At 70.5% G+C, this 21,708-nt stretch carries 20 protein-coding genes; 3 read left to right on the forward strand and 17 right to left on the reverse strand.

What is annotated here, in order from left to right; all coding sequences use genetic code 11:
• Positions 1–27: 27 nt before the first annotated feature.
• The 5 genes from ruvX to rpsD form a co-directional block, all read right to left on the reverse strand.
• The gene (gene ruvX / locus ACIQ7D_RS31445) at positions 28–492 is read right to left on the reverse strand and encodes a Holliday junction resolvase RuvX (protein WP_403943451.1); all 465 of its coding nucleotides are present in this window, start codon (positions 490–492) and stop codon (positions 28–30) included.
• Between the two features lie 6 nt (positions 493–498).
• Positions 499–3,168, reverse strand: coding sequence for an alanine--tRNA ligase (gene alaS, locus ACIQ7D_RS31450; RefSeq protein ID WP_403943452.1), 2,670 nt, complete (start codon positions 3,166–3,168; stop codon positions 499–501).
• On the reverse strand, positions 3,168–3,494 hold the full coding sequence (locus ACIQ7D_RS31455; RefSeq protein WP_403943453.1) for a DUF6167 family protein: 327 nt from the start codon (positions 3,492–3,494) through the stop codon (positions 3,168–3,170). Before ACIQ7D_RS31455 ends, alaS begins: the two co-directional genes overlap by 1 nt.
• An 8-nt stretch (positions 3,495–3,502) precedes the next feature.
• The gene (locus ACIQ7D_RS31460) at positions 3,503–3,949 is read right to left on the reverse strand and encodes a DUF948 domain-containing protein (RefSeq protein WP_403943455.1); all 447 of its coding nucleotides are present in this window, start codon (positions 3,947–3,949) and stop codon (positions 3,503–3,505) included.
• A gap of 211 nt (positions 3,950–4,160) precedes the next feature.
• Positions 4,161–4,775 carry a 30S ribosomal protein S4 gene (gene rpsD / locus ACIQ7D_RS31465; RefSeq protein ID WP_114622954.1) on the reverse strand — a complete coding sequence of 205 codons (615 nt, stop codon included), beginning with the start codon at positions 4,773–4,775 and terminating at the stop codon, positions 4,161–4,163.
• A gap of 185 nt (positions 4,776–4,960) precedes the next feature.
• Between rpsD and ACIQ7D_RS31470 the strand changes: the two genes are divergently transcribed.
• Positions 4,961–5,653, forward strand: coding sequence for a DUF2470 domain-containing protein (locus tag ACIQ7D_RS31470; RefSeq protein WP_403943603.1), 693 nt, complete (start codon positions 4,961–4,963; stop codon positions 5,651–5,653).
• 63 nt (positions 5,654–5,716) lie between these two features.
• Here the strand turns inward: ACIQ7D_RS31470 and ACIQ7D_RS31475 are convergent, their stop codons facing one another.
• The 4 genes from ACIQ7D_RS31475 to ACIQ7D_RS31490 all read right to left on the reverse strand — a co-directional run bounded on the left by ACIQ7D_RS31475 (position 5,717) and on the right by ACIQ7D_RS31490 (position 9,876).
• On the reverse strand, positions 5,717–7,072 hold the full coding sequence (locus ACIQ7D_RS31475; RefSeq protein WP_403943458.1) for a replication-associated recombination protein A: 1,356 nt from the start codon (positions 7,070–7,072) through the stop codon (positions 5,717–5,719).
• Between the two features lie 59 nt (positions 7,073–7,131).
• Positions 7,132–7,767 carry a vitamin K epoxide reductase family protein gene (locus ACIQ7D_RS31480; RefSeq protein ID WP_403943460.1) on the reverse strand — a complete coding sequence of 212 codons (636 nt, stop codon included), beginning with the start codon at positions 7,765–7,767 and terminating at the stop codon, positions 7,132–7,134.
• A 119-nt stretch (positions 7,768–7,886) separates the two neighbouring features.
• A complete protein-coding gene (hisS, locus tag ACIQ7D_RS31485) occupies positions 7,887–9,149 on the reverse strand; it encodes a histidine--tRNA ligase (protein ID WP_403943462.1) in 1,263 nt (420 codons plus the stop codon).
• A gap of 13 nt (positions 9,150–9,162) precedes the next feature.
• Positions 9,163–9,876: an MBL fold metallo-hydrolase gene (locus tag ACIQ7D_RS31490; protein ID WP_403943464.1), complete on the reverse strand. Its 714-nt coding sequence runs from the start codon at positions 9,874–9,876 to the stop codon at positions 9,163–9,165.
• 203 nt (positions 9,877–10,079) lie between these two features.
• Here ACIQ7D_RS31490 and ACIQ7D_RS31495 point away from each other — a divergent pair, with 203 nt between their 5' ends.
• A complete protein-coding gene (locus tag ACIQ7D_RS31495; protein WP_403943466.1) occupies positions 10,080–10,871 on the forward strand; it encodes a peptidylprolyl isomerase in 792 nt (263 codons plus the stop codon).
• Positions 10,872–11,020: 149 nt separating this feature from the next.
• Positions 11,021–12,250 carry a DUF349 domain-containing protein gene (locus ACIQ7D_RS31500; protein ID WP_403943469.1) on the forward strand — a complete coding sequence of 410 codons (1,230 nt, stop codon included), beginning with the start codon at positions 11,021–11,023 and terminating at the stop codon, positions 12,248–12,250.
• Positions 12,251–12,342: 92 nt separating this feature from the next.
• On the opposite strand, the gene ACIQ7D_RS31505 is transcribed toward ACIQ7D_RS31500, so the two are convergent.
• From ACIQ7D_RS31505 to ruvC, 8 genes are all read right to left on the reverse strand, one after another.
• On the reverse strand, positions 12,343–14,841 hold the full coding sequence (locus ACIQ7D_RS31505; RefSeq protein WP_403943470.1) for a RelA/SpoT family protein: 2,499 nt from the start codon (positions 14,839–14,841) through the stop codon (positions 12,343–12,345).
• A 181-nt stretch (positions 14,842–15,022) separates the two neighbouring features.
• Entirely contained in the window at positions 15,023–15,583 is a 561-nt protein-coding gene (locus ACIQ7D_RS31510) for an adenine phosphoribosyltransferase (protein ID WP_403943472.1), read from the reverse strand.
• A complete protein-coding gene (secF, locus tag ACIQ7D_RS31515) occupies positions 15,580–16,716 on the reverse strand; it encodes a protein translocase subunit SecF (protein WP_403943474.1) in 1,137 nt (378 codons plus the stop codon). The genes ACIQ7D_RS31510 and secF overlap by 4 nt, the downstream gene beginning before the upstream one ends.
• Position 16,717: 1 nt before the next feature.
• Positions 16,718–18,517 (reverse strand): protein translocase subunit SecD, encoded by a 1,800-nt coding sequence (secD, locus tag ACIQ7D_RS31520; RefSeq protein WP_403943476.1) that lies wholly within the window; start codon positions 18,515–18,517, stop codon positions 16,718–16,720.
• Between the two features lie 144 nt (positions 18,518–18,661).
• Positions 18,662–19,165: a preprotein translocase subunit YajC gene (yajC, locus tag ACIQ7D_RS31525; RefSeq protein ID WP_403943478.1), complete on the reverse strand. Its 504-nt coding sequence runs from the start codon at positions 19,163–19,165 to the stop codon at positions 18,662–18,664.
• 164 nt (positions 19,166–19,329) lie between these two features.
• Positions 19,330–20,397 (reverse strand): Holliday junction branch migration DNA helicase RuvB, encoded by a 1,068-nt coding sequence (ruvB, locus tag ACIQ7D_RS31530; protein ID WP_403943480.1) that lies wholly within the window; start codon positions 20,395–20,397, stop codon positions 19,330–19,332.
• Between the two features lie 78 nt (positions 20,398–20,475).
• Entirely contained in the window at positions 20,476–21,099 is a 624-nt protein-coding gene (ruvA, locus tag ACIQ7D_RS31535; protein ID WP_403943482.1) for a Holliday junction branch migration protein RuvA, read from the reverse strand.
• Positions 21,096–21,653, reverse strand: coding sequence for a crossover junction endodeoxyribonuclease RuvC (gene ruvC / locus ACIQ7D_RS31540; RefSeq protein WP_403943485.1), 558 nt, complete (start codon positions 21,651–21,653; stop codon positions 21,096–21,098). The genes ruvA and ruvC overlap by 4 nt, the downstream gene beginning before the upstream one ends.
• Positions 21,654–21,708: the final 55 nt, after the last annotated feature.

Below are 21,708 nucleotides of genomic sequence, written 5' to 3' on the forward strand. Positions count from 1 at the left end.
ATCGCGCGGAACGTTACCGTACCGCGATCAGATGACCACTTCGACGCTCTCGCCGGGAGGATTACCTGATACCCGTTCGGCCTCCAGCGCGCTCTGGAGGATGACAACTGCCGCCACTTGGTCGATAACGGACCGTCCTTTCTTGGACTTAACGCCCGAAGCGCGCAGCCCCTGACTGGCCGTCACTGTGGTCATTCGCTCATCGACCAGCCGCACCGGCACCGGTGCGACCCCCCGTGCGAGCTCCTGAACGAACACTCGTACCTTCGCGGCGGCGGGCCCCTCGCCCCCGTTGAGGGAGCGTGGCAGCCCGACCAGCACTTCGATGGGTTCGTACTCCTCGACGAGCTGCCGCAGCCTCCGGTGGGCGGCCGGGACATCGCGTCCCGGCACGGTCTCCACCGGCGTGGCGAGGATCCCGTCGGGGTCGCACGAGGCGACCCCGATCCGGGCGTCCCCGACATCGATCGCGAGCCGGCGTCCCCGCCTCATCCGGCGTCAGGCCGTTTCGGCGACGAGGCGCTCGACGGCGGCGACGGCGTCCCCGATGGCCTCCGGGTTCTGGCCGCCGCCCTGGGCGAGGTCCGGCTTGCCGCCCCCGCCGCCACCGAGCGTCTTGGCGGCGGTACGCACCAGGTCACCGGCCTTGAGCCCGCGCGCACGGGCGGCCTCGTTGGTGGCGATGACCGTCAGCGGACGGCCGCCCGCCGTGGTGAACAGGGCGACGACCACCGGCCGGTCCCCGCTGATACGGCCGCGTACGTCGAGGACCAGCTTCCGCAGGTCGTCGGCCGAGGTGCCGTCCGGGACCTGCCCGGTGACCAGGGCCGTGCCCCGGACGTCCTGGGCGGAACCGGCCAGTCCGGCGGCGGCGGCGAGCACCTTCTCCGCGCGGAACTTCTCGATCTCCTTCTCGGCGTCCTTGAGCTTGCCGAGCATCCCGGCGATCTTCTCGGGCAGCTCCTCGGAGCGGCCCTTGACCAGCTCCTGGAGCTGGGCGACGACGGTGTGCTCCCTGGCGAGGAAATTGTACGCGTCCACACCCACCAGGGCTTCGATACGCCGTACCCCGGAGCCGATCGACGACTCGCCGAGCAGCTTCACCAACCCGAGCTGGGCGGTGTTGTGGACGTGCGTACCGCCGCACAGCTCCTTGGAGAAGTCGCCGATGGTGACGACACGGACCCGCTCGCCGTACTTCTCGCCGAACTCGGCGATGGCGCCCTGCTTCTTGGCCTCGTCGATCGACATGACCTCGGCCTGGACGTCCAGCTCCCGGGCGAGCACCTCGTTGATCTTCTGCTCGACATCCAGAAGCACCGTGCCGGGTACGGCGGCGGGCGAGCCGAAGTCGAAGCGGAAGCGGCCCGGGGAGTTCTCGGAACCGGCCTGGGCGGCCGTCGGGCCGAGGGCGTCGCGCAGGGCCTGGTGCGTGAGGTGCGTGGCGCTGTGGGCGCGGGCGATGGCCCGGCGGCGGGTCAGGTCGATGGCGGCGTACGCGGAGGCGCCCACCGTCACCTCGCCGACCTGCACCGTTCCCTTGTGCACGGAGACACCGGGGACCGGCTGCTGGACATCGCGGATCTGGACGACGGCGCCGCTGTCGAGCCGGATCCGGCCCTGGTCGGCGAGCTGGCCGCCGCCCTCGGCGTAGAACGGTGTGCGGTCGAGGACGATCTCGACGTCGTCGCCCTCGGTGGCGGCCGGCGAGGGCACCCCGTCGACCAGCAGGCCGACGACGATCGACTCGTTCTCGGTGGCGGTGTAGCCGGTGAACTCGGTGGAGCCGCTGGTGTCCGCGACCGAGCGGTAGGCGGAGAGATCGGCATGGCCGGACTTCTTGGCCTTGGCGTCGGCCTTGGCCCGCTCCCGCTGCTCCTTCATGAGCCGGCGGAAGCCCTCCTCGTCCACGGTCAGGCCCTGCTCCGAGGCCATCTCCAGGGTGAGGTCGATGGGGAAGCCCCAGGTGTCGTGGAGCAGGAACGCCTTGTCGCCGGGGAGCACCCGGCCGCCGGTGGCCTTGGTCTCGGTGACGGCGGTGTCGAGGATGTTCGTGCCGCCCTTGAGGGCCTTGAGGAAGGCGGCCTCCTCGGCGAGGGCGACGGTCTCGATGCGCTTGCGGTCGGTCTCCAGCTCCGGGTACTGCTCGCCCATGGTCCTGATGACCACGTCGACCAGCGCGGCGACGACCGGCTCCGTGGCGCCGAGGAGGCGCATGTTGCGGATGGCGCGGCGCATGATGCGGCGCAGGACGTAACCGCGCCCCTCGTTGCCGGGGGTGACGCCGTCCCCGATGAGCATCGTGGACGTACGGATGTGGTCGGCGACCACGCGCAGCGAGACGTCGGAGCCGTGGTCGGCGCCGTACCGTACGCCCGTCAGCTCGGTGGCCTTGTCCATGACGACCCGCAGGGTGTCGGTCTCGTACATGTTCTGTACGCCCTGGAGGATCATGGCGAGACGTTCGAGGCCGAGGCCGGTGTCGATGTTCTTGGAGGGCAGCTCACCGAGGATCGGGAAGTCGTCCTTGCCCTCGCCGGGGCCGCGCTCGAACTGCATGAAGACCAGGTTCCAGATCTCCACGTAGCGCTCGTCGTTGACGGCCGGCCCGCCCTCGACGCCGAACTCGGGGCCGCGGTCGTAGTTGATCTCCGAGCAGGGGCCGCAGGGGCCCGGCACGCCCATGGACCAGTAGTTGTCCTTCTTGCCGAGGCGCTGGATGCGCTCGGCGGGGACGCCGATCTTCTCGCGCCAGATCTGCTCGGCCTCGTCGTCGTCCAGGTAGACGGTGACCCACAGGCGCTCCGGGTCGAGTCCGTAGCCGCCGTCCGCCACGGAGCTGGTCAACAGCTCCCAGGCGAGCGTGATGGCGCCTTCCTTGAAGTAGTCGCCGAAGGAGAAGTTGCCGCACATCTGGAAGAACGTGCCGTGCCGGGTGGTCTTGCCTACCTCTTCGATGTCCGGGGTACGGACGCACTTCTGCACGCTGGTGGCGCGGGCGTACGGCGGCTTGACCTCGCCGAGGAAGTACGGCTTGAAGGGCACCATGCCCGCCGGGACCAGCAGCAGAGTCGGGTCGTCGGCGATGAGCGACGCCGAAGGGACGACGGTGTGACCGCGCTCCTCGAAGAAGCTCAGCCAGCGGCGACGAATTTCAGCCGACTCCATCAGTGGTCCTCATTCCGGTTGTGCGAGTTGTAGGAGTGCGTGGTCCGGGGGCGGTCGATCGCGGCGAGCCGCCGCGGGGCGGGCAGCGCGTGGTCCGCGGGTGCGTCCAGGCCCAGCGCCTCGCCCAGTTCGGCCTCGCGCCGCACCATCGCGGAGCGGACGTCGACGGCGAACTCCCTGGCCTTGTGCCCGGCGTCGATCGCCTTGTTCGCCGCCTGGGCGGCAAGGCTCTCCGGGGTGAGCTGCTTGAGCTTGCGGTTGACCTTGGCGGTGGCCCAGACGCCGGCGGCGGCGCCCGCGGTGAACCAGAACGTACGGCGGAACATCGCTGCGGTCAGCCCTTCTTCTTCCGGAACCGGGCGGCGGGGAGCGTACGGCCGACGACGACCGTACGGCGGTTCGCCCGCTCCGCGGGCTCGTTCCCGGCGGCGGGTGCGCCCCGGCGTCCCATCGCCTGGCGTACTCCGTAACCGAACGCCGCGACCTTGACGAGCGGGCCGCCGAACGTCGAGGCGACCGTGGTGGAGAGCGCCGAGGCGTTGGAGGTGACTTCCTGGACGTCGGACGCGATGGCGTCGACCCGGTCGAGCTGGGTCTGCGCGGAGCGCACCGTCGCGGAGGCGTCCGCCAGCAGGGGGACGGCCTGTTCGGTGACGTCCGCCACCAGCCGGGTGGTCGCCTTGAGCGTCTGCGCCAGTCTCACCAGCACCACGGCCAGGAAGGAGACCAGGATGGCCCAGAACACGGCCACCAGGATTCCGGCAACCTCTCCACCGGTCACGCCGCACCGCTCCCTGATCGTCGAAGGTCACTGAACAACTGGAAAGTCGCTCTCCGAGCCTATCGCGCCGCGGACCCGGCCCCGTACCGGATTAGCGGTGTGCGGGCGGTGTGCGGGGAGGCCGGAGGAGCCACGCGAAAGCCCGCCGGCTCTCCGGCCTGGAGGGCGGGGAGACGGCGGGCTGAAGCGTGGTGGAGCTACCGCGTCCGGGTCAGCGGGCGTAGTACTCGACGACGAGCTGCTCGTCGCAGATGACCGGGATTTCCTTGCGGTTCGGGTCGCGGTCCAGGCGGAACGCCAGCGCCTTCAGGTTGACCTGGAGGTAGCGCGGGGTCTCGCCGTCCGTGTCGTAGCCACCCTCGCGGGCGACCTGGAAGGGGACCTTGTCGCGGCTGCGCTCGCGGACCATCACGACGTCGTCGGGACGGACGCGGAACGACGGCTTGTCGACCTTGCCGCCGTTGACCTCGATGTGACCGTGCACGACCATCTGACGGGCCTGGTAGATGGTGCGGGCGATGCCCGACCGCAGGACGAGCGCGTCGAGACGGCGCTCCAGCTCGACGACCAGGGCCTCGCCCGTCTTGCCGCCGGCCTTCTTGGCGCGGTCGTAGGCGCGGGCCATCTGGCGCTCGCTGATGTCGTACTGGGCGCGCAGGCGCTGCTTCTCCAGCAGACGGACCTTGTAGTCACTGTTCTGCTTGCGTCCACGACCGTGCTCACCCGGCGGGTAAGGACGGGCCTCGAAGTACTTGACCGCCTTGGGCGTCAGCGCGATACCGAGCGCACGCGACTTCTTGACCTTGGGACGCGACTGGTTAGGCACGTTCTCCAGACCTCCGTTGTAGGTTAGGTTAGGCTCACCTTACTTAAGGAGATCGCATGTCTCGCCCTGGGAACACCACGCGCATCACGGACATCACAGACAAGCTCGGCGCGGAGAGCGACGAATCGACGGAGGTCCGATCAGCTCATGGTCAGCCGCGTCCCAGCGGGCTTGAAATCGACCGGATGCCGTCAGCAGCCGAACGCACACGAACTCTCGTACAGGGTACATGCTCCGCGGCGCTGCTCATCCCGGGCCTGGACGGGGCCAGGCCCTTCCAGCTCATGCCCGACATGCGGTCCGTGGGCCCGGACGGCGAGGTGTTCCTCGCCTTCCCGTCGGACTCCCCCGCGGTACGGGCCGCCACCCACGCGCAGGACGACGAACTCCACGCGGTGCTGGAGCTGACGGACGTGGCGCCCGTCTCCGTACCCCACCGTATCCGCGGCCGGGCCTGGCTCTCCGGCTGGCTCACCCGCGAACCCGGCCGGGCGGACGCCGGCCGGATGACGTTGCGCCTGGAGGTCGGCGAGGCGTGCGTGGACGACCTGTGGGGCGCCGAGTCCGTGGAGCCCGAGGACTTCGTACGGGCGGCCCCCGACCCGCTGGTGGAGCACGAGGCGGAGCTGCTCCAGCACCTCCACTCCGCGCACGGCGCCGAGGTGCGGTCCCTGCGCGGACTGCTCGGCGAGCGGACCGCGTCCGCGTCCGCCGCCGGGACCGCGGCCGTACCGGTCGCGATCGACCGCTTCGGGCTGCGGGTGCGCTTCACCGGTGTCCAGTGCTTCGACGCCCGCTTCGACTTCCCCGAGCCGGTACGGAACGTCAACGAGCTGCGCTACGCGATGCACACGCTCTTCGACGCGGCCGCCCGGTAGCACGGCGCCCGCACGGCCATACCCGGCGGAGAGCCACCGGGGGAGGCCGGCCGCGCCGAGGGTTCAGCCGGAGTCGCCGCGCAGCCGCTCGCGCACCTTGTCGACCACGTCCGCGTAGCGCGCTTCCGCGCCGTACCGCGTGGGCTCGTAATAACGCTTGTCACGCACCGCCTCCGGTGCGTACTGCTGGGCCGCGATCCCGCCCGGGACGTCGTGCGGATAGATGTAGCCCTGGGCATGGCCGAGCTTCGCCGCGCCCTTGTAATGGCCGTCCCGCAGATGCGCCGGGACCTGCCCCGTCAGTCCCTTCTTCACATCCTCCAGCGCCGCGTAGACCGCCATCGTGGCGGCGTTTGACTTGGGGGCGAGGGCCAGCGCGATGGTGGCGTGGCTGAGGGTGATGGCGGCCTCCGGGAAGCCGATCATGGCCACGGCCTGCGCGGCGGCGACCGCTATCGGCAGCGCGGTCGGATCGGCGAGGCCGATGTCCTCGCTCGCCGAGATCATCAGCCGTCTCGCGATGAACCGGGGGTCCTCCCCCGCGTCGATCATCCGGGCCAGGTAGTGCAGCGCCGCGTCGACGTCGGAGCCGCGGATCGACTTGATCAGGGCGCTCGCCACGTCGTAGTGCTGGTCGCCGTCCCGGTCGTACATCACCGCAGCGCGGTCGACCGTCTCCTCCACGGTCAGGAGGGTGATCTCCTTCTCGCTCTTGGCGAGCGCGGCGCCGGCCGCCGCCTCCAGCGCGGTCAGCGCCCGCCGGGCGTCCCCGCCCGCGACCCGCAGCAGATGCGCCTCGGCGTCCTCGGGCAGCGTGACCGCGCCACCGAGACCGCGCTGCTCGGGGAGCGCCCGCCGCAGCAGGGCGCGCAGGTCCTCGTCCGTGAGCGGCTCCAGCGTGAGCAGCAGCGAGCGGGAGAGCAGCGGGGAGATCACCGAGAAGTACGGATTCTCCGTGGTGGCGGCGATCAGGGTCACCCAGCGGTTCTCCACCGCGGGCAGCAGGGAGTCCTGCTGGGCCTTGCTGAAGCGGTGGATCTCGTCGAGGAAGAGGACCGTCTCCTTGCCGAAGCCGCCGGAGGCGCGCCGCGCCCCGTCGATGACGGCCCTGACCTCCTTGACGCCCGCGGTGATCGCCGACAGCTCGACGAAGCGCTTGTTGGTGGCCTTGGAGACGACGTACGCGAGGGTCGTCTTGCCGGTCCCCGGCGGGCCCCAGAGGATCACCGACGAGGGCCCCGCGGGGCCGCCGCTGCCCTCGCCCACCAGCCGGCGCAGCGGTGATCCCGGCTTCAGCAGATGTTTCTGGCCGACGACCTCGTCGAGGACACGGGGGCGCATCCGGACGGCCAGCGGGCTGGCGGTCGGGTCCTTCTCCTGGCGGTCTTCCGCGGCGGCGGTAAAGAGGTCGGGCTCCACGGGTGAAGCCTATGCCCAGCCACTGACAACGCCCTCCCGCCCTGGGGCGGGCCGGGCGGTCAGCTCGTCCAGAAGTCCCACCAGCGCGTCAGGATCAGCATTCCGATGATCCCGATGTGCAGGGCGGGGAGGACCCAGGTGAACTCGGCGAGGAAGCCGCGCAGCCAGGAGGGGGCGGGGAGCACTCCGGTACCGACGTTGTGGGCGGTGACGTACCAGAACATCAGGATCGTGGCGACCCAGGCCAGACAGCACCAGAGGCAGAGCGAGTTGATGTTGTACAGCGACTGGTACTGGAGCCAGGTGCAGAATCCGACACCGAAGAGCGTCCCCGCGTTGAGCCCCAGCCAGAACCAGCCCCGGTAGCGGGCCCCGGCCAGCAGCCCCATCCCGATGGCGATGACCACGGAGTAGGCGGCGAGGCCGAGCATCGGGTTGGGGAAGCCGAAGACCGACGCCTGCGCGCTCTTCATGATGTTGCCGCAGGAGACGACCGGGTTCAGGCTGCACCCCGGCGTGAAGTTGGGGTCCTCCAGCAGCTTGAACTTGTCGATCGTGATCACCCACGCGGCCAGCAGCCCCGCCGCCCCCGTGACCACCAGCAGCAGGGCCAGCGCCCGCCCGCCGCCGACCGTGCCGGGGGGATTCCCGTCCTGCCGGTCGGAGGAGACGCCGTCAACCGCTGCACTCGTCATATCGCCGTTCCATCGCTGAAGAGGCCAGTACGGACAGGCTCATTCTGCCGTACGGGTCATCGCGCCGGACCAGGTCCCGGCCGCCCGGCCCCCGAGCCCGGTGCCCCGCCCCGCGGCATTCAGCCGAGCCGCCGGGTCACCTCGGCCACCAGGGTGTCGAGCGCGAGCGCCGTCTGCTCGCCGCTCTCCATGTCCTTGAGCTGGGCCACGCCCTCCGCGAGGTCGCGCTCCCCCGCGACGAGCGTATAGCGCGCGCCCGACCGGTTCGCCGACTTCATCGCGCCCTTGAGGCCCCGGCCGCCGAACGCGAAGTCCGTCGCGACGCCCGCCGCGCGCAACTCCATGACGACGCCGAACAGCTTCCGGCGCGCCTCCTCGCCGAGCGGGATCGCGTACACGCTGGTGGCCGGCGGGATGTCCAGCTCGACGCCCTCGGCCTCCAGGGCCAGTACCGTACGGTCCACGCCGAGCGCCCAGCCGACCGACGGGAGTGCGGGGCCGCCGAGCATCTCGGAGAGGCCGTCGTACCGGCCGCCGCCGCCGACCGCGGACTGCGCCCCGAGGCCGTCGTGGACGAACTCGAAGGTGGTGCGCGTGTAGTAGTCGAGGCCGCGGACGAGCTTCTCGTCGTCCTCGAAGGCGACGCCCTGGACGGTCAGCAGCTCGCGTACCTCCTCGTGGTACGCCTTGCACGCGTCGCACAGGTAGTCACGGAGCATGGGGGCGCCGACGAGTTGCTTCTGGACGTCGGCGCGCTTGTCGTCGAGGACCCGCAGCGGGTTGATCTCGATCCGGCGGCGCGTCTCCTCGTCCAGGTCGAGTCCGCGCAGGAACCCCTGAAGGGCCTCGCGGTAGACGGGACGGCACTCCTTGTCGCCCAGCGAGTTGAGGAGGATACGGAAGTTCCGCAGGCCCAGCGAGCGGTAGGCCTGGTCGGCCAGGACGATCAGCTCGGCGTCGAGCGCAGGGTCCTCGACACCGATCGCCTCGGCGCCGACCTGCGAGAAGTGGCGGTAGCGGCCCTTCTGCGGGCGCTCGTAGCGGTAGTACGAGCCGGAGTACCAGAGCTTGACGGGCAGGTTGCCGGCCTTGTGGAGGTTGGCCTCCAGCGCGGCGCGCAGGACGGAGGCGGTGCCTTCGGGACGCAGCGCCAGCTTGTCGCCGCCCTTGGTCTCGAAGGCGTACATCTCCTTGGAGACGATGTCGGTGGACTCTCCGACGCCGCGGGCGAACAGCTCGACGTTCTCGAATCCGGGCGTCTCGACATAGCCGTAGCCGGAGTTCTTCAGCGGCGCGGCGATCGCCTCGCGTACGGCGAGAAAGGTCGCCGAGACGGGCGGGATCAGGTCGTAGGTGCCCTTGGGTGCCTGAAAAGTGCTCATGGAGATCGGTGTTTCACATTCCTCGTCGCGGAGCGGCGTGCGTGCCGTCTCCCTGGCCGGTGGCCACGTCCCGGAGATACGGGTTGGTGGCGCGCTCCCGGCCGATGGTCGTCTGGGGGCCGTGGCCGGAGAGCACCACGGTCGAGTCGTCGAGCGGCAGGCACACGCGGCCCAGCGACGCCAGGATCTCGGCGTGGTCACCGCCGGGCAGGTCGGTGCGTCCGATGGAGCCGGCGAAGAGCAGATCGCCCGAGAAGAGGACCGGCGGAATGTCCGCGGCCTCGGGCATCGCGAAGGTCACCGACCCCTTCGTATGGCCGGGCGCGTGGGCGACGGTGAACTCCAGCCCCGCCAGCGCCAGCCCTGCCCCGTCGGTCAGCTCCCGCAGGTCGTCCGGCTCACCGACGGTCAGTTCGCCCATGAGCGGCATCCCGATCGAGCGGCCGAGGGCCTTCTCCGGGTCGCTCATCATGTAGCGGTCGGCGGGGTGGATCCACGCCGGTACGTCGTGCGCGCCGCACACCGGGACGACGGAGGCGACATGGTCGATGTGGCCGTGGGTGAGGATGACGGCGACGGGCTTGAGACGGTGCTTCCTGACCGCTTCCCCGACCCCCTGGGCGGCCTGGTGGCCCGGGTCGATGATCACGCACTCCTCACCCGCGGCGGGGGCGACCAGGTAGCAATTGGTCCCCCAGGCTCCGGCGGGGAACCCGGCAATGAGCACGATCGTCCTTATATGTCGTCCGGCGCGCGTGGTCCGGCGGAGAATGCGGCTGTTCGGAGAGGATACCGGCGCTCCTCATTCCACAGCCAACCCATATACCGTACGCACCTGGTGCCCCTCCCGGAAAGGCTTGCCCGGTCGTGGCACTGGTCAGGCCGGATGGGACCGAACAGGATCACACACAGACACGAGGAGTGGACCCGGTGGTCAAGAGCGATCAGCGGCGGCGGCAGCTCGCCAGGGAGAAGTTCGAGCGGCAGCAGCAGCGGCGGGTTGAGGCCCGGCAGAAGGCGAAGCGGCGTAACGCGATCATCGCTTCCGTGCTGGCCGTGGTGGTGCTCGCGGGAGGCGCGGCGTACTTCTCCATCGGTCTGAGCGACGGCGACAGCTCGAAGGACGACGCCGCGGCGGAGGCGAACCCGTCGGCGTCGCCCTCGACGAGCGAGAGCGCCGAGCCCGAGCCGAAGATGACCATCGACCGGAACGCGAAGTACACACTGGGCCTGAAGACGAGCCAGGGTGACATCGCGATCGCCATGGACGCGAAGAAGACACCGCACACGGTGAACTCCTTCAAGGCGCTCGCCGACAAGGGGTACTTCGACAACACGAAGTGTCACCGGCTGACCACCGAGGGGATCTTCGTGCTCCAGTGCGGCGACCCGAAGGGTGACGGCACCGGCGGCCCCGGCTACACGATCGAGGACGAGAACCTGACGGCTCTCGGCAAGGCCAGCGCGGACGGCAGCGTGACCTATCCGGCGGGCACGGTGGCCATGGCCAACACCGGCCAGCCGCACACCGGCGGCAGCCAGTTCTTCCTGGTCTACAAGGACACCAAACTGCCGCCCAGCTACACCCCGTTCGGGACCATGGACGAGGCCGGGCTGAAGACGGTGGAAGCGGTGGGCAAGGCCGGCGTGGAGGGCGGGGCGGGCGACGGCGCGCCGAAGAAGACCGTCACCGTGGAGAAGGGCACGGTCGACACGGCGTGACCCTGTGAATTTCGGCCGCGCTGAGTGCGGACAGCCGGGCGGCCGGTCGCCTAGATTGGCGTTGTGCAGGGCGGGCGCAGCCCGTCCCAGGAACTGTGGATGATGCCCGGGGGCCATTCCCCTCACGGGCATCAGGTGGAGGAGGCGCTGTGAGCAGCGACCCGTGGGGCCGCGTCGACGAGACGGGCACCGTGTACGTGCGGACGGCCGAGGGCGAGCAGGTCGTCGGATCGTGGCAGGCAGGCTCTCCGGAGGAGGCCCTGGCCTATTTCGAGCGCAAGTACGAGGGCCTGGTGGTCGAGATCGGCCTCCTGGAAAAGCGCGTGAAGACCACCGACCTGTCCGCGAAGGACGCGACGACGGCCATCGACCATCTGCGCGGGCAGGTGGACGAGCACCATGCCGTCGGCGACCTCGACGCGCTGCGGACGCGGCTCGACGCGCTGGTCGCCACGGTCGAGGCGCGCCGCGAGGAGCGCAAGGTGCAGCGGGCCAAGCAGACCGACGAGGCGCGTCACGCCAAGGAGGCGCTGGTCACCGAGGCGGAGGAGCTGGCGCAGAGCGACCAGTGGCGGTCGGCCGGTGAGCGGCTGCGGGCACTGGTGGACATCTGGAAGGGCCTGCCCAGGCTGGACCGGAAGTCCGACGACGAGCTGTGGCACCGCTTCTCGCACGCGCGCTCGGCGTTCTCCAAGCGGCGCAAGGCGCACTTCGCGGCGCTCGACGCGCAGCGCGAGGAGGCCCGTAAGGCCAAGGAGAAGCTGGTCGCCGAGGCGGAGGCGCTCTCCGGCTCCACCGACTGGGGCGGTACGGCCGCGCGGTACCGCGAGCTGATGACGGACTGGAAGGCGGCGGGCCGCGCGCAGCGCGAGGCCGAGGACGAGCTGTGGAACCGCTTCCGCGGTGCGCAGGACGTCTTCTTCGCGGCGCGCGGTGAGGTCTTCGCCGAGCGCGACGCCGAGCAGACGGAGAATCTGAAGCTCAAGGAGGAGCTGGCGGTCGAGGCCGAGCGGCTGGTGCCGGTCACGGACCTCAAGACGGCCCGGGCCGCCTTCCGCGCGCTGAACGAGCGCTGGGAGGCCATCGGGCACGTACCGCGCGACGCGAGGCCCAAGGTCGAGGCCCGGATGCACGCGGTGGAGCGGGCGCTCCAGGAGTCCGAGGAGAACGAGTGGCGCCGGACGAACCCGGAGGCCCGTGCGCGGGCCGCGGGTCTGACGGGGCAGCTCCAGGCGGCCGTCGACAAGCTGCGCAAGCAGATCGACACGGCGCGCGCGGCGGGCAACAACGCGAAGGCCGACAAGCTGGGCCGGGAGCTGGAGGGACGGCAGGCGCTGCTGGACCAGGCGCTCAAGGGCCTTCAGGAGTTCGGCGGCTGACGCAACGCACAACGGCGGGCGGCCCGGCAGTGGATTCCACTGCCGGGCCGCCCGCCGTCGTGCGTGGTCCGCCCTGGTCCGCTTCGGTCCGCTCAGGGCCTGCGCGCCGAAGTGACGCGGTAGACGTCGTAGACGCCCTCCACGCCCCGTACCGCCTTCAGTACGTGGCCCAGGTGTTTCGGGTCGCCCATCTCGAAGGTGAAGCGTGAGGTGGCGACCCGGTCCCTGGAGGTCTGGACGGCGGCGGAGAGGATGTTGACATGCTGGTCGGAGAGGACTCGGGTGACATCCGACAGAAGCCGCGAGCGGTCCAGCGCCTCGACCTGGATGGCGACGAGGAAGACCGAGGACTGGGTGGGCGCCCACTCGACCTCCTTGATCCGCTCGGGCTGCTGGGAGAGCGCGTCCACGTTGACGCAGTCGGCGCGGTGGACGGAGATGCCGCTGCCTCGGGTGACGAAGCCGATGATCGGGTCGCCGGGGACGGGCGTACAGCAGCGGGCGAGCTTCACCCAGACGTCCTCGACGCCCTTGACGACCACGCCGGGGTCGGCGTTGGAGCGGCGTTTGTTCCGGCTGTGGGAGGGCGGGGAGTTCTCCGCGATGTCCTCGTTGGCGGCCTCCTCGCCGCCGAGGGCCTGGACCAGCTTCTGCACAACGCCCTGCGCGGCCACATGGCCCTCGCCGATCGCCGCGTACAGGGACGAGATGTCGGGGTAGCGCATCTCGTGCGCGAGCGTGACCAGGGAGTCCCCGGTGAGGATGCGCTGGATCGGCAGGTTCTGTTTGCGCATGGCCCGCGCGATGGCGTCCTTGCCCTGCTCGATCGCCTCGTCGCGGCGCTCCTTGGAGAACCAGGCGCGGATCTTGTTGCGGGCCCGCGGCGACTTGACGAAGCCGAGCCAGTCGCGCGAGGGGCCGGCCCCGGACGCCTTGGAGGTGAAGACCTCCACCAGGTCGCCGTTGTCGAGGGTCGATTCGAGCGGTACGAGGCGCCCGTTGACCCGTGCCCCTATGGTGCGGTGGCCGACCTCCGTGTGGACGGCGTAGGCGAAGTCGACGGGGGTGGCTCCCGCGGGCAGCGCTATGACATCGCCCTTGGGAGTGAAGACGAAGACCTCGTTGCGCGAGAGGTCGAAGCGGAGCGACTCCAGGAACTCGCTGGGGTCCTCGGTCTCCTTCTGCCAGTCCAGGAGCTGGCGCAGCCACGCCATGTCGTTGACGGTGTCCTGGCTCGCGCCCCGGCCCGCGCTCCGGGGGACGTCGGTGCGGACCTTGGAGGCGCCCGCGACGGCCTCCTGCTTGTACTTCCAGTGCGCGGCGATGCCGTACTCGGCGCGGCGGTGCATGTCGAACGTACGGATCTGGAGTTCGACCGGCTTGCCGTTGGGCCCGATGACCGTCGTGTGCAGCGACTGGTACATGTTGAACTTGGGCATCGCGATGTAGTCCTTGAACCGGCCGGGGACCGGATTCCACCGCGCGTGGACGGTGCCGAGCGCCGCGTAGCAGTCGCGGACCGTGTCGACCAGGACCCGGATGCCCACCAGGTCGTAGATCTCCGCGAAGTCCCGGCCGCGGACGATCATCTTCTGGTAGACGCTGTAGTAGTGCTTCGGCCGTCCGGTGACGGTGGCCTTGATCCGGGCCGCGCGCAGGTCCGACTGGACCTCGTCGGTCACTATGGCCAGGTATTCGTCGCGCTTGGGGGCGCGCTCGGCGACCAGCCGGACGATCTCGTCGTACATCTTGGGGTAGAGGATCGCGAAGGCGAGGTCCTCCAGTTCCCACTTGATGGTGTTCATGCCCAGCCGGTGGGCGAGGGGCGCGTAGATCTCCAGCGTCTCGCGGGCTTTCTTCTCCTGCTTCTCCCGCTTGAGGTAGCGCATGGTGCGCATGTTGTGGAGCCGGTCGGCGAGCTTGATGACCAGGACGCGCGGGTCCTTGGCCATGGCGACGACCATCTTGCGTACGGTCTCGGCCTGCGCGGCCTCGCCGAACTTGACCTTGTCGAGCTTGGTGACCCCGTCGACCAGGAGCGCGACCTGGTCGCCGAAGTCTCGGCGCAGGGTGTCCAGGCCGTACTCGGTGTCCTCGACGGTGTCGTGCAGCAGGCCGGCCATCAGGGTGGCGGGGTCCATGCCCAGCTCGGCGAGGATCGTGGTGACCGCGAGGGGATGCGTGATGTACGGATCGCCGCTCTTGCGCTTCTGTCCGCGGTGCCAGCGCTCGGCGACCTGGTAGGCGCTCTCGATCTGGCGCAGCGTCGCGGTCTCGATCTTGGGGTCGTTCCCCCGTACGGTCCGCAGCAGCGGCTCCAGGACGGGGTTGTACGGGGAGGAGCGCTGGACGCCCAGACGTGCGAGGCGGGCCCTCACCCGGTTGGAGGAGCCTCCGGAGCGCGGCGCGGCCGTGGCGCCCGGCTTGGGGGCGCTCACGGGCACCAGGGGGCGCTCGGACGGCGTGGGGGCCGAGGCGGGGGGCTCGGCGCCGACCGGGGCCTTGTGCGGGGGCGTGCCGGAGCCGGCGGCGGCCCGGTCGGCGGGGTGATCGGGCGTCGCGGCGGCCAGTGGCTGGACCTCGTCTGGCAAGAGCGCTCCTCGTGCGGATCCAGGTCCCCCGGTCAGGCCCGGAGGTTCCATGGTATCGACCTCGGGCGCCTCTCTCGCCCCAAGGCCGGGCTCGGCCGGACGCGGGACGGGCACCCGATGGTGCACGGGTGCCCGTCCTGCCGTGTTCCCATGCCGCCCGGAATCCGTGTTCCGGCGCGGCTCAGAGCGTGATCAGCGCCTCCAGCGGGGCGCCGTCGAGCGCGGGGAGCAGTCGCTCCCGGCCGCCCAGGAAGCCCAGCTCCATGAGGACCGCGACGCCCACGACCTCGGCGCCGGCCCGCCGGACCAGCTCCAGGGATGCCTCGGCCGTACCGCCGGTGGCCAGGACGTCGTCGATGACGAGGACCCGGTCGCCCTGGTCCAGGTCCTCGGCGTGGATCTCGATCTCCGCGGAGCCGTACTCCAGGTCGTACGACTGCGAGAGTGTCGCGCCGGGGAGCTTGCCGGCCTTGCGTACGGGGATGAACCCGACGCCCGCCCGGACCGCCACGGGGGCGGCCAGGATGAAGCCGCGCGCCTCCAGGCCGACGATCTTCGTCGCGCCGAACCGTACGCACAGGTCGGCGAGGGCGTCCGTCAGTGCCGTGAACGCCTTGGGATCGGCCAGCAGCGGGGTGATGTCCTTGAACACCACGCCCGGCTTGGGGTAGTCCGCCACGTCACGGATGCGGCTGAGCAGCAGCTCCCGCGTGCTGATGTCGCTTGTGCTGGTGTCGCTCATCGACGCCTCCCCGATCCCGAGGGGCGGCCCCGGCCACCGCGACCGCGCGGACCCGCCACGGCGGCCGGTGCGGCGTCCTGCGGGCCGTCCTCGGCGCCGTCGTCACCGTCGGCGGTGGCCTCGGCGGTGGCGTCGGCGGTGGCGTCGGCCTGTTCGCCCTTGGCGGCGGCCGTCGCGCGCTTGGCGAGCACCCGCTTCTTCAGCGCCTTGATCTGCGGGTCGCGTTCCTTCAGGTCGGCGACGAGCGGCGTGGCGATGAAGATCGAGGAGTACGCGCCGGCGGCGAGGCCGACGAAGAGCGAGAGGGAGATGTCGTTCAGCATGCCGGCGCCGAGGAAGCCGCCGCCGATGAAGAGCAGCGCGCCCACGGGCAGCAGCGCGACGACGGTGGTGTTGATGGAACGCACCAGCGTGCTGTTGATCGACCGGTTGGCGACCTCGCTGTAGGTCCAGCGGCTCTGCTTGGTGATCCCGTTCGCCCCCTCCTTGAGGCTGTCGAAGACGACGACCGTGTCGTAGAGGGAGTAACCGAGAATGGTCAGCAGACCGATCACCGTACCCGGGGTGACCTCGAAGCCGACCAGGGTGTAGACGCCGACGGTGATCGTGAGGTCGTGGATCAGGGCGATGAGCGCGGCGACCGCCATCCGCCATTCGAAGGCGATCGCCAGATAGATCACCACCAGGACCATGAAGATCCCGAGGCCCATCCACGCCTTGTTGGCGATGGTCGCGCCCCAGCTCGGACCGACCAGGTCCGCGTTGATCTTCGTCTCGTCGACCTTCAGGTCCTTGGCGAGCTGGGTCTTCACCGCGTCGGCCTGCTTGGTGTCCAGCTCCGTGACCTGGATCCGCATGCCGCCGTTGCCGAGCTTCTGGACGATCGCGTCGTGCCCGGACGCCTTCTGGGCGTCCTCGCGGGCCTGGACCTCCGAGATGCTCGTGCTCGGGATGGTGAAGACGGCACCACCCTTGAACTCGATGCCCATGTTGAGCCCGCGCACCGCCAGGGCCGCGATGGCCGTGATGGTGATCAGGATCGAGATTCCGTACCAGATCTTGCGCTTCCCGATGAAGTCGTAGCCGACTTCGCCTCGGTAGAGCCGGGCGCCGAGATCGCCGAGTCGGGACATCTCACGCCTCCTTCGGGTCGGTGGGGGCGCTGACACGGCGGGCGCGGCGCAGCGGCGGCTTGGCACCGAGGCGCTTCGGGTCCAGACCGGACCACGGGTGGCCGCTGGAGAAGAACTTCGTACGGGCCAGGAGCGTCATCACGGGCTTGGTGAAGAAGAACACCACGACCACGTCGAGGAGCGTGGTCAGACCCAGGGTGAACGCGAAGCCCTGGACCTTGCCGACGGTGACGAGGAAGAGCACCGCGGCGGCGAGGAACGACACGAAGTCGGAGACGAGGATGGTGCGCCGGGCGCGTGGCCAGGCCCGCTCGACGGCTGGGCGCAGCGTACGGCCCTCGCGGATCTCGTCCCGGATGCGTTCGAAGTACACGATGAACGAGTCCGCGGTGATACCGATGGCGACGATGGCGCCGCAGACCGCGGGCAAGTTCAGCGCGAAGCCGATGCCGGGGCCGAGGAGCGACATGATCGTGTACGTCATGATGCCGGAGGCGCCGAGGCTGAGGATGGCGATCGCGGAGAGACCCCGGTAGTACGCCACCAGGTAGATGATGACCAGGACGAGACCGATCGCGCCGGCGATCAGGCCCGCTTCGAGCTGCTCCCCGCCGAGCGCGGCGGTGACCGTGGTGACGGACTGCTCCTGGAAGGTCAGGGGCAGCGCGCCGTACGACAGGATGTTGCCCAGGTCCTGGGCGGACTGCTGGGTGAAGCTGCCGGAGATCTCGGCGCTGCCGCCGAGCGTCTGGCTCACCGACGGCGCGGAGACGACGTTGCCGTCGAGGACGATGGCGAACTGGTTCATCGGCGCCTGCTGCTGCGAGAGCTTGCCGGTGATCGACTGGAACTTCTTGGTGCCGGCACCGGTGAAGTCCATCGTGACGATCCACATACCGCGCTGCTGGTCGAGCACGCCCTTGGCGTCGTCGACGTCCGTGCCCTCCAGCTCGGCCGGGCCCAGGACGTACTTCTCCCACTCGCCGCCGGAGTTCTGGCCGCAGGCGACGATCGTGTCCTTGGGGGCCGCGCTCTGGTTGACCTCGGTGCGCGCCTTCTTGTTGGTGCAGTCCAGCTCCGTGAACTTCTTCTCCAGGGCGGCGGTGGCCGGGTCGCTGGACGCGCTCGCGGAGGGGGCGGGGGCCGGGGACTCGTTCTTCTTGTCCGACGGCTTGTCCGACGACGTGTCCGAGGCGGAGGCGTCGGGCGACGGCGTGGCGTCCGCCTTCAGCGCGTCCGTGACGGCCCGGCCCTGGGAGGTGGTGGACGTCTCGGGCGACGCCGTGGACCCGGCCTTGTCGCCCGCCTTGTCGCCGGTCGAGGCGCTGGTCGAGGAGGAGGGGGTCGCCCTCGGCGAGCCGCTGCCCGAGGGCTGCGGCTTCGTCGGGCTCCCGGCGGCGACGGTCAGCACCGGCCGGAAGTAGAGCTGGGCGGTGGTGCCGACCTGCTCACGGGCCTGCTTCTCGTTCGTGCCCCGGGGGATGTTGACGATGATGTTCTCGTTGCCCTGGGTCTGAACCTCGGCCTCCGAGACACCAAGACCGTTGACGCGCCGCTCGATGATGCTGACGGCGGTGTCCATGTTGGTCTTGTTGATCGCGTTCGGCTTGCCCGGCGTGTTCTTCGCCTGGAGCGTGATGCTGGTGCCGCCCGCGAGGTCGATCCCCAGACGTGGCGTGACATGGCCGGACCAGAACATCCCGCCCGTGAGGGCCACCATGGCAATCAGGAACAGCGCCAGGGTGCGCCCTGGCCTGCCTGGGGACCCCGCTTGCCTTCGGCCCTTATTAGGTGCTGCCACCTTCTCGTTTCTCCCTGTCCAACCGCCCCCACGCCGGGTGTGCGCCGGAGCGGCCACGAAGTGTTGTGGGGACCTGCCCCCGCAGAAATCAGCGCGACCGTGAGTCGCCGGCGGCCGTGGTGCGGCCGGTCGGCGCGGACCCGGCTACTTCGCGCCGGACTCGCCGTCGGTCTTGCCCTCGGCCTTGTTCTCGGCCTTCTCGTCGGCCTTCGCCTCGGTCGTGGCGTCGGCGGACTCGGCGTCCGTGGTCTCCTCGGGCTTCTTGCCAAGGTCGATCCTGGCCTCGTCCGCGGAGTCGGAGTCGGCGGGACCGGTCAGCGAGGAGGCGTCGTCGGGCACGACCGGCGTCTCGGAGTCGCTCGGGTCGTCGCCGTGCACGATGCGGTTGTACTCGTCGTCGTCCAGCACCGCGCCGATGGCGTTCTTGGCGTAGACCGCGTGGACGCCGGGAGCCACCTCCAGGAGGACCATGTCAGCGTGCACCTCCTTGACGGTGGCGTACATGCCCCCGATGGTGCGGATGCCGGTGCCGGGCTGCATCTCGTCGCGCATCTGCGCGGCGGCCTGCTGCTTCTTCTTGGCGGACCGGGTCATCAGGAACATGGCCCCGATGAGCACGATGAAGGGGAGAAGGGTCACGAGACTCACGGGAGGGAACTTCCTTCGCACGACCGCGCTGTCGAGCGGCCTGATATACGGGGGTGGGCATGCCGCTCCGGAAGGGCGGCATCGGCGGAGTCTAAGCGAGTCCGCTTCGTTGGAACAACGCCCAGCGTCGCACCGGGGTTCCTGCCGTGCGCGTGTTCATGCCGTCACGCCCCGAACAGGCCGGGTTGTCCGGGCGCACCGGACGCCTGCTGGGGCGGGACGAGCCCGAGATGCGCCCACGCCGCCGGGGTCGCGACCCGGCCGCGCGGTGTACGGGCGAGCAGTCCTTCCCGTACGAGAAAGGGCTCGGCGACCTCCTCGACCGTCTCGCGCTCCTCCCCCACGGCCACCGCCAGGGTCGAGAGCCCCACGGGCCCGCCGCCGAAGAGTTTGAGCAGCGCCTGGAGCACGGCCCGGTCGAGCCGGTCGAGACCGCGCGCGTCGACCTCGTACACCGCGAGGGCCACCTCGGCCACCTCACGGGTGATCCGCCCGTCCACCTTGACCTGGGCGTAGTCCCGTACGCGGCGCAGCAGCCGGTTGGCGATACGGGGCGTGCCGCGGGAGCGTCCGGCGATCTCCGCGGCCCCCTCGGCGTCTATCTCCAGGTCCAGGAGCTGGGCGGAGCGGTGGATGACGCGCTCCAGTTCGACGCTCTCGTAGAACTCCATGTGGCCGGTGAAGCCGAAGCGGTCGCGCAGCGGGGGCGGCAGCAGTCCGGCCCGGGTGGTGGCGCCGACCAGGGTGAAGGGCGGCAGTTCCAGCGGGATGGCGGTGGCGCCGGGGCCCTTGCCGACGATCACGTCGACGCGGAAGTCCTCCATCGCCATGTAGAGCATCTCCTCGGCGGGCCGGGACATGCGGTGGATCTCGTCGAGGAAGAGGACCTCGCCCTCCTGGAGGGAGGAGAGGATCGCGGCGAGATCGCCCGCGTGCTGGATCGCCGGGCCCGAGGTGATGCGGATCGGGGCGTTCATCTCCGCCGCGATGATCATCGAGAGGGTCGTCTTGCCGAGCCCCGGCGCGCCGGAGAGCAGCACGTGGTCGGCGGTGGCGCCGCGTGCGAGGGCCGCCTTGAGCACCAGGTCGAGCTGGACCCGTACCCGCTCCTGTCCGACGAACTCGTCCAGCGACTTGGGCCGCAGCGCCGCCTCGACGGCCTGGTCCTCACCGTCCGCGGCGGCGCCGACCAGTCGCTCGGCCGCGTCGTCGGCGGTGTCGTCCCAGTTCACTCAGTCTCACCTCGGGGGAGGGCGCGTACGAGAACGGCCCGAATGGAGTACGGCGGGAGCGGGTCCGGCCCGGTGGGCTCAACGGGTGCGGTTGAGGCTCTGGAGCGCGGCGCGCAGCAGTTGGGGCACCGGTGGCCGGGAGCCCGCGGCGAGGGCTGCCTCGGCCTCGGGGGTGACCTGGGCGACCGCTTCCTCGGCCTCGCGTCCGGCGTACCCCAGGCCGATGAGCGCGGCGTGGAGCTGGTCGCTCCAGGAGGCCGCGGCCGCCGCGCCGGCCTGCCGTCCCACGGTGGCGCCCCGTGGCGCGCCGAGCCGGTCCCTCAGCTCCAGCAGCAGCTTCTGGGCGCCCTTCTTCCCGATGCCGGGGACCGCCGTCAGCGCCTTCTCGTCGCCGGTGGAGACGGCGAGGCGCAGCGCGTCGGGGCTGTGCACGGCGAGCATCGCCTGTGCGAGCCGGGGGCCGACGCCGCTGGCGGTCTGGAGCAGCTCGAACACCTGGCGTTCGTCGTCGTCGGCGAAGCCGTACAGCGTCAGGGAGTCCTCCCGGACGACCAGCGAGGTGGCGAGTCTGGCCTCCTGGCCGACGCGCAGCGCCGCGAGGGTGCCGGGGGCGCACTGGACGGCCATGCCGATCCCGCCGACCTCGATGACCGCGGTGGTCGGGGCGAGGGCGGCGACCGGGCCGCTGACGAACGCGATCATCGCGTGACCTTCCGGACGGGGATACGGGAGGGACGGGCCGCGGCCTGGGCCTGGGCCTGGGCCTGCTGGAGGCGGTTCATGGCCGGGGCGCGCCAGATGTGGCAGATGGCGAGCGCGAGGGCGTCCGCCGCGTCGGCCGGCCTGGGCGGCGCCGCGAGCCGCAGCAGCCGGGTGACCATCGCGCCGACCTGCGCCTTGTCGGCCCGGCCGCTGCCGGTGACGGCGGCCTTGACCTCGCTGGGGGTGTGCAGGGCGACGGGGATGCCGCGGCGCGAGGCGCAGAGCACGGCGACCGCGCTGGCCTGGGCGGTGCCCATGACCGTACGCACATTGTGTTGCGCGAACACCCGCTCCACGGCGACGTGTTCGGGCCGGTGCTCGTCCAGCCAGGCGTCGATGCCCTGCTCGATGGCGACGAGACGGGGGCCGATCTCCTCGTCGGAGGGCGTGCGCACCACGCCGACGCCCAGCATGGTCAGCGGCCGTCCGGCGACCCCCTCGACGACACCGATCCCGCACCGCGTCAGTCCGGGGTCCACACCCAGCACCCGCATCGCGCCCCCACTCTCTCGGTCATACGTTCCCCCCGAGGGGAGAAGCCCTGATCAG

Origin of the sequence: Streptomyces sp. NPDC096310, assembly GCF_044763125.1 — a bacterium.
In the GTDB taxonomy this organism is placed as follows: domain Bacteria; phylum Actinomycetota; class Actinomycetes; order Streptomycetales; family Streptomycetaceae; genus Streptomyces.

Excerpts from the sequence above, each read along its gene's own strand:
- ruvX (WP_403943451.1), bottom strand. The coding sequence starts at position 492 with ATGAGGCGGGGACGCCGGCTCGCGATCGATGTCGGGGACGCCCGGATC.
- alaS (WP_403943452.1), bottom strand. The coding sequence starts at position 3,168 with ATGGAGTCGGCTGAAATTCGTCGCCGCTGGCTGAGCTTCTTCGAGGAG.
- ACIQ7D_RS31455 (WP_403943453.1), bottom strand. The coding sequence starts at position 3,494 with ATGTTCCGCCGTACGTTCTGGTTCACCGCGGGCGCCGCCGCCGGCGTC.
- ACIQ7D_RS31470 (WP_403943603.1), top strand. The coding sequence starts at position 4,961 with ATGCCGTCAGCAGCCGAACGCACACGAACTCTCGTACAGGGTACATGC.
- ACIQ7D_RS31480 (WP_403943460.1), bottom strand. The coding sequence starts at position 7,767 with ATGACGAGTGCAGCGGTTGACGGCGTCTCCTCCGACCGGCAGGACGGG.
- hisS (WP_403943462.1), bottom strand. The coding sequence starts at position 9,149 with ATGAGCACTTTTCAGGCACCCAAGGGCACCTACGACCTGATCCCGCCC.
- ACIQ7D_RS31510 (WP_403943472.1), bottom strand. The coding sequence starts at position 15,583 with ATGAGCGACACCAGCACAAGCGACATCAGCACGCGGGAGCTGCTGCTC.
- secF (WP_403943474.1), bottom strand. The coding sequence starts at position 16,716 with ATGTCCCGACTCGGCGATCTCGGCGCCCGGCTCTACCGAGGCGAAGTC.
- ruvA (WP_403943482.1), bottom strand. The coding sequence starts at position 21,099 with ATGATCGCGTTCGTCAGCGGCCCGGTCGCCGCCCTCGCCCCGACCACC.
- ruvC (WP_403943485.1), bottom strand. The coding sequence starts at position 21,653 with ATGCGGGTGCTGGGTGTGGACCCCGGACTGACGCGGTGCGGGATCGGT.